Origin of the sequence: Halomonas campaniensis (assembly GCF_002211105.1) — a bacterium.
GTDB lineage: Bacteria > Pseudomonadota > Gammaproteobacteria > Pseudomonadales > Halomonadaceae > Vreelandella > Vreelandella campaniensis_A.
In genome coordinates this window covers 36,509-42,861 of record NZ_JPUA01000010.1, presented here as the reverse complement: position 1 = coordinate 42,861, position 6,353 = coordinate 36,509, and the positions used below count along the sequence as shown (strand labels likewise).

Below are 6,353 nucleotides of genomic sequence, written 5' to 3'. Positions count from 1 at the left end.
AGGGCGGAAAAAGCCGCTAACACGCCAGGCAGGCTTTAATCACTAGGAGCTTATAATGCGTATCGGCCACGGATTCGATGTACACCGTTTCGGCCCCGGCGATCATTTAATGATCGGCGGCGTTAAGCTGCCGTTTGAGCACGGTTTTGTGGCCCACTCCGATGGCGATGTGCTGCTTCATGCCATTAGCGATGCACTGTTGGGCGCCTGTGCGCTGGGCGATATTGGCCGCCACTTTCCGGACACTGACCCGGCATGGGAGGGCGCTGATAGTCGCGAACTGCTACGGCACGTGGTCATGCTTGTTCAGGAACAAGGCTATGGGGTAGTCAATATCGACGCCACGCTGATGGCCCAAGCGCCCAAAATGGCGCCACATATCGAGGCCATGCGGAAAGTCATTGCCGCCGATTTAGACGTTGGGCTTGGCCAAGTCAACGTGAAAGCCACCACCACCGAACGATTAGGCTTCACCGGGCGCGGTGAAGGCATCGCCGCGGAGGCGGTGGTGCTACTTAATCGTGCTGAGGCGCTTAATGATTGATATGCCGGAGTGGCAGCGCTGTTTAGACGCTCAGTTTGGTGCGCCCAAACCGGGCCAGTACCGTGCCCAGCCGGAAGACTTCTGGGTCGATGAGCAGCTTGATTTTACCCCCGAAGCGCACGGGGAGCATCTGTGGCTGCGAGTTGAAAAGCGCAATCAAACCACGTTAGATGTCGTCAAGACCTTAAGTCGGCTTTGCGGCGTAACGCCTCGTGATATTGGTTATTCCGGCATGAAAGACCGTATTGCCGTCACGCGCCAGTGGCTAAGTGTGCATCTGCCCGGTCGTGACGCGCCGGCTGAGCTTGAGCAGTCGCTTACTGCGCTGGGCATCACGGTCGTGGAGCAGGCGCGTCACCCGCGTAAACTCAAACGTGGCGTTCACCGTACGAATCGGTTCGTTTTGCGCTTGAGCGGTGAAGCCATTGAGGGCGACGATTTTATTGGTCGCTGGGAAGCACTCTGTCAGCATGGCGTGCCCAACTATTTTGGCCCCCAGCGCTTTGGCCCGGAGGGACGCAATCTTCAGCGTGCCGAAGCATTACTTAACCGAGGTTGGCGTAAACGCGACGATCGCCAGGGTATGATGCTCTCCACTGCGCGCAGTTTTCTGTTTAATGAACTACTCAGCGCGCGCATCGCCGATGGCACTTGGTCACAGCCGCTGGCGGGCGATACGTTAATGCTGGACGGCACGCAAAGCGTGTTTGGTATCGATGCCACCGACGCGGCGCTCCAGGGGCGTGCAGCGGAGCTGGATGTGCACCCCACGGGGGTGTTGTGGGGTGTTGGCGAAGCTGGTGAAGGCGATGCTGGGGTTTATGAGGCGCGTTTGCTGCAGCACTATCCAGGTCTATGTAGTGGCTTAGAGCGCAGCGGGGTAAAACAGGCGCGCCGAGCACTGCGTATGCGGCTGCTTAACCCCCAACTCACTTGGGAACCTGGCGCCGTCCTACTTTCGTTTGCACTGCCGCGGGGCAGTTTCGCCACCGCCGTGCTGGGTGAGCTGATATTAGCGAGCTGACGTTAGGTGGGCTGAACGCAGCCGTCAGTGTCTGGATGGCTAATCAGGCTTAGAGGTTAGTAAAAGTGATGGATACGAGCCGTCACGTTACGCGCTTATGATCAAGGAGACCCGCCATGCGGCGACTACTGCTTTCCAATGATGATGGTGTGCACGCACCGGGACTGCGTGCGCTGCACGATGCGCTGTTGGCCCATGCCAATATCCGCGTAGTGGCGCCTGACCGTGACCGTAGCGGTGCCAGCAACTCGCTTACTTTGTCACGACCACTCTCGTTGACGCCGCTGGATAACGGCTTTTACAGCGTCGATGGTACGCCTGCGGACTGCGTCTATTTGGGCGTTCACGGTGTGTGGGACGAAAAACCCGATTTAGTTATCTCAGGTATCAACCACGGCAGTAATCTGGGTGACGATGTGCTCTACTCGGGCACCGTTGCGGCGGCGATGGAGGGGCGCAATTTGGGGATGACGGCGATTGCCATGTCGCTGTGCGGCGAGCGCCATTTTGCGACTGCTGCCCGGGTGGCAGGCACTTTGATTGGTGCTGCGGATCAGCTCTCGCTTCCGCCGCGAACACTGCTGAATGTCAATGTGCCCGATGTGCCCTGGGAGGAGATTAAAGGCGTTAAAGTGACGCGCTTAGGCTATCGTGGGCCAGCAGAGAAGCCGTTGGCGGTTCAAGACCCGCGTGGGCGCACGCGCTACTGGATTGCGCCGGTAGCCGCCAATGCTGATGACGGCGATGATACCGATTTTGCTGCCGTCGAAGCGGGCTATGTGTCGATTACCCCTCTACAAACAGACCTAACGCGGCACCCCGCGCTTAACGATGTGCAGGAATGGTTGGATGTTTTTGCCTGATATCTCTCCAGGAGAGCTGCGCGGTCGCGGCATGACCTCCCAGCGCACCCGTGACCGTATGGTCGAACGCCTCATGCAACAGGGCATTAGCGACGCCCGGGTGCTGGAGGTGATGGCCAGTGAGCCGCGTCATCTATTTGTTGACGAAGCGCTGGCTCATCGCGCCTATGAAGATACCGCGCTGCCGATTGGGTTTAGCCAAACGCTCTCGCAGCCGTTTATTGTGGCGCGGATGACAGAGCTCGTGCTGCGCGCCGTGCCGCGCAGAGTGCTCGAACTGGGAACAGGGTCTGGCTATCAGACGCTGATCCTGTCGCGATTGGTCGAAGAGCTCTACTCCATTGAGCGTATCAGCGCGCTACACGAGCGAGCGGCTGAGCGCTTAAGACGGCTAGCAGCACCTGCCACCCTGGCGGTGGCAGACGGTGGTTTTGGTTGGCCTGACGCCGCGCCGTTTGACGTTATTTTACTCACCGCCTGTGCTCAGACGGTGCCTACAGCGCTACTTGAGCAATTGAGCCATGATGGGGTGCTCATCGCCCCGTTAGAAGAGCCCGATGGCAGCCAGTGGCTTACTCAGGTAAAGCGCATCGGCAGTGCCTTTGAAAAACGTCGGCTTGAGCCCGTGCGTTTTGTACCCTTACTGCAAGGAGTAGTGGATTGAAGCGGCAACCCTTGGGAATATTTTTAAGAGGCGCAGGGATGGGCGCTGCCGACGCGGTGCCCGGCGTGTCGGGAGGAACAATTGCGTTTATTAGCGGTATTTATGAAGAGCTGATCAATACGATCAAACAGTTTGGACCCAGCGCTATTGGCGCTTGGCATCGCGGCGGCTGGCGGGCTCTTAGTAACCATTTGAATCTCGCCTTTCTGGTGCCTCTACTGGCGGGGGTCGCGGTTAGCCTGTTTAGTGTGGCGCATTTAGCACTCTGGTTGATGGAAGCGCACCCGCTGCTGCTGGATGGGTTCTTTTTTGGCCTGGTCTCCGCCTCTGCTTTGGTGGTATGGCAAGCGAGTAATGGCTGGAAACTATGGTATTTACTGCCGCTACTGGTTGGGTTAGTGCTCGCCCAGGCGTTGCCAGGCATGATGCCACTGGTGTTATTAATTGGTAATGAAGCACTGGTAGTGATGGTGGCAGGCTGCATCGCGATTAGCGCCATGCTATTGCCGGGCGTTTCAGGCAGCTTTCTATTGCTGACCATGGGGCTCTACGGCACCATCATGGGCGCAATCCGCAGCCTTGATATGGGTATTATTATACTGTTTGGCATGGGCTGTATGGTGGGATTGGCGCTGTTTTCACGGCTGCTGTCCTGGTTGTTACGGCATCATCACACCTCAACCATGCAACTGCTATTGGGGTTTATTGTCGGTTCGCTACCGGTTCTCTGGCCATGGCGTGAACTGTTACGCTATCAAATCGGGCCAGAAGGGCAAATGATTCCTCTGGAGTACCGCTATTTATTGCCCGCTGACTATGCCGCATTGACCGATGCTTCGGCACAAGTGGTCGGTGTTGTCGCGCTAATGGCCGTAGGTGCCCTTATTGTCGTGTTACTCAACCGATATGCGGATCGTCGGTCAATCGATACCCAGCTTGGCGCTGAAAAGGAGTAGGTTTATATGCGTAAAGGTTATCTACCTAAAGCACTAATGATGTCGGCGCTGGCACTGGCAATTGCTGGCTGTGCCAGCCAGCAAGGCGGAAGCCCCCAGGTGCGGGATTTAAGTCAGGCACGCCAGGCGGTGGAAAACTCGCCCCAATATACGGTTAAAGCCGGCGATACCCTGTATGGCATTGCGTGGCAGCACAATTTGGATTATCGCCAGCTCGCGGCAATGAATAACATTAGCCCGCCTTACCAAATCCGGCCAGGGCAAACCATCGCTCTGCGCGAAGGCGTTTCATCCGCGGACAGTAACCAGCCCGCTGCAAATACCTCCCGCGGCGGAGGCGCTGTGGCGACCGGGTTGAGCCCGCAGACAGCCTCAGTGGCGCGTGATGATCAAGAGTTGGATTGGTTGCTGCCCGATGAGTCGGCGATTGAGCGTAATCGGCGCCTTACGGCTGAGCGAGAGGCCGAAGATGCAGCAGAGCAAGTGGCTGAGTCCGCCAATAGCCCTTCGTCAACGCCCCAGCCTGAAGTGGTCGCCGCAGCTGACCCAGAGCCCGAACCCGCCGAGCAGCCTGCGCCACAGCCAGAATCAGAACCAGCGCAAGCGCCAGAACCGCAGCCAGCGTCTGAACCCGAACCCCAGCGCGAAGCGGCCGCTCCTGCTCAAAGCGCTAGCGTAGACCGCTCTTCGCGCACCTATACGCCCGCTGAAAACATCGCCTGGCAGTGGCCTGCTGATGGCAATGTGGTCGGAGAGTTTGGTCAGGGTAATAGCATCACCGCTGGGATTGATATCGCCGGTGAAAAGGGGCAACCTGTAAAAGCGGCAGGCCCCGGCATCGTGGTCTATGCGGGCAGTGGTGTCAGGGGGTATGGCAACCTCATCCTACTCAAGCACAACGATCAATTCCTAAGTGCGTATGCCCATAACGACAGCTTGCGGGTCAAGGAAAATGACGTGGTCGAGGCCGGCGAGGTGATTGCCACAATGGGGGATAGCGATGCAGAAAACGTCAGATTACACTTTGAGGTTCGCCGTGATGGGCAGCCGCAAGATCCCATGGATTTTCTGCCTTCCCGCTAATGTCCTCACAGGGAGGGTGAGCCGTCAGCGTATGACTTCGTTGCCCGAATCGCTGCATTCGAGCGTCATATAACAATCGTCACATAACAATATGGTGTGCGTCCTTGAACGCACCCCTTTGACTTTCTAAATGGCGGGTAGGCGACAAACGAGGGGTAAGGCCATGAGTATGTTGGAGAAAGATCTACAGGAGGTTGACCTGGATGCTGCTGAGGAGGCGCTTGATGATACTGATGATGTCACGGTAGAAGAAGACGCTTTCGAAAAGGCACTAGGGCGCGAGGATCGTCAATCGACCCAAAGCTTGGATGCGACGCAAATCTACCTCAACGAAATCGGCTTTTCGCCACTGTTAACGCCAGAAGAAGAAGTATATTACGGTCGCTTGGCCCGGAAGGGTGACCCCTTGGGTCGCTCGCGGATGATTGAATCCAACCTGCGGCTGGTGGTAAAGATTGCCCGTCGCTACCTGAACCGTGGCTTGACGCTACTGGATTTGATCGAGGAGGGCAATTTGGGCTTGATTCGCGCGGTGGAGAAGTTCGACCCCGAACGGGGCTTCCGTTTCTCGACCTACGCGACTTGGTGGATTCGTCAGACCATCGAACGGGCGCTGATGAATCAAACACGCACCATCCGCTTGCCGATCCATGTGGTCAAAGAGTTGAATATTTACCTGCGGGCGGCGCGGGAATTAACCCAAAAATTTGACCACGAAGCCACTGCCGAAGAGATCGCCGATCACCTTGATAAACCGGTCGATGTGGTCAAAAAGATGCTTGGCCTTAATGAACGCGTGTCGTCGGTGGATTACCCCATGGGGGGCGAGAGCGATAAGCCACTGATCGATACGCTGGCGGACGATGAAGTGCAGGGCCCTGAAGCACGCTTGGTGGACGGTGACGTCAAAGAGCATGTGGATCTGTGGCTGGACGAGCTGAGTGAAAAACAGCGCGAAGTGGTGGTGCGCCGTTTTGGCTTACGCGGCCATGAATCAGCCACCCTGGAAGAAGTCGGCGCCGAAATCGGTTTGACCCGTGAGCGGGTGCGCCAGATCCAGGTCGAAGCACTCAAGAAGCTGCGCCGCGCACTGGAAAAACAAGGCCTTTCTTTAGAGGCGCTGTTTGAAACCTGAGTGACCGGGAGCTTTTGCCACTGAACGCTGAGTTAACTCTTCTAGTCGGCTAAATGCACCAGTGGGAGGCAACTTTAGCTCGCG

Annotated in this window: 7 protein-coding genes; all 7 read left to right on the top strand. The window is 57.1% G+C overall.

The window, feature by feature from the left end; genetic code table 11:
* The first annotated feature begins 55 nt into the window (after positions 1–55).
* The 7 genes from ispF (at position 56) to rpoS (ending at position 6,269) form a co-directional block, all read left to right on the top strand.
* A complete protein-coding gene (gene ispF, locus JI62_RS03675) occupies positions 56–544 on the top strand; it encodes a 2-C-methyl-D-erythritol 2,4-cyclodiphosphate synthase (protein WP_088698875.1) in 489 nt (162 codons plus the stop codon).
* A complete protein-coding gene (gene truD, locus JI62_RS03670) occupies positions 537–1,568 on the top strand; it encodes a tRNA pseudouridine(13) synthase TruD (protein ID WP_088698874.1) in 1,032 nt (343 codons plus the stop codon). The genes ispF and truD overlap by 8 nt, the downstream gene beginning before the upstream one ends.
* Before the next feature lie 116 nt (positions 1,569–1,684).
* Positions 1,685–2,431: a 5'/3'-nucleotidase SurE gene (gene surE, locus JI62_RS03665; protein ID WP_088698873.1), complete on the top strand. Its 747-nt coding sequence runs from the start codon at positions 1,685–1,687 to the stop codon at positions 2,429–2,431.
* A complete protein-coding gene (locus JI62_RS03660; RefSeq protein WP_088698872.1) occupies positions 2,418–3,095 on the top strand; it encodes a protein-L-isoaspartate(D-aspartate) O-methyltransferase in 678 nt (225 codons plus the stop codon). The genes surE and JI62_RS03660 overlap by 14 nt, the downstream gene beginning before the upstream one ends.
* On the top strand, positions 3,092–4,051 hold the full coding sequence (locus JI62_RS03655) for a DUF368 domain-containing protein (RefSeq protein ID WP_088698871.1): 960 nt from the start codon (positions 3,092–3,094) through the stop codon (positions 4,049–4,051). Before JI62_RS03660 ends, JI62_RS03655 begins: the two co-directional genes overlap by 4 nt.
* 6 nt (positions 4,052–4,057) lie before the next feature.
* On the top strand, positions 4,058–5,134 hold the full coding sequence (locus JI62_RS03650; protein ID WP_088698870.1) for a peptidoglycan DD-metalloendopeptidase family protein: 1,077 nt from the start codon (positions 4,058–4,060) through the stop codon (positions 5,132–5,134).
* Between the two features lie 163 nt (positions 5,135–5,297).
* A complete protein-coding gene (rpoS, locus tag JI62_RS03645; RefSeq protein WP_088698869.1) occupies positions 5,298–6,269 on the top strand; it encodes an RNA polymerase sigma factor RpoS in 972 nt (323 codons plus the stop codon).
* The last annotated feature ends 84 nt before the right edge of the window (positions 6,270–6,353 follow it).

Bases quoted from the DNA above. Each gene is read 5' to 3' on its own strand.
- JI62_RS03660 (WP_088698872.1), top strand. From the start codon at position 2,418: ATGTTTTTGCCTGATATCTCTCCAGGAGAGCTGCGCGGTCGCGGCATG.
- ispF (WP_088698875.1), top strand. From the start codon at position 56: ATGCGTATCGGCCACGGATTCGATGTACACCGTTTCGGCCCCGGCGAT.
- truD (WP_088698874.1), top strand. From the start codon at position 537: ATGATTGATATGCCGGAGTGGCAGCGCTGTTTAGACGCTCAGTTTGGT.
- rpoS (WP_088698869.1), top strand. From the start codon at position 5,298: ATGAGTATGTTGGAGAAAGATCTACAGGAGGTTGACCTGGATGCTGCT.
- surE (WP_088698873.1), top strand. From the start codon at position 1,685: ATGCGGCGACTACTGCTTTCCAATGATGATGGTGTGCACGCACCGGGA.
- JI62_RS03650 (WP_088698870.1), top strand. From the start codon at position 4,058: ATGCGTAAAGGTTATCTACCTAAAGCACTAATGATGTCGGCGCTGGCA.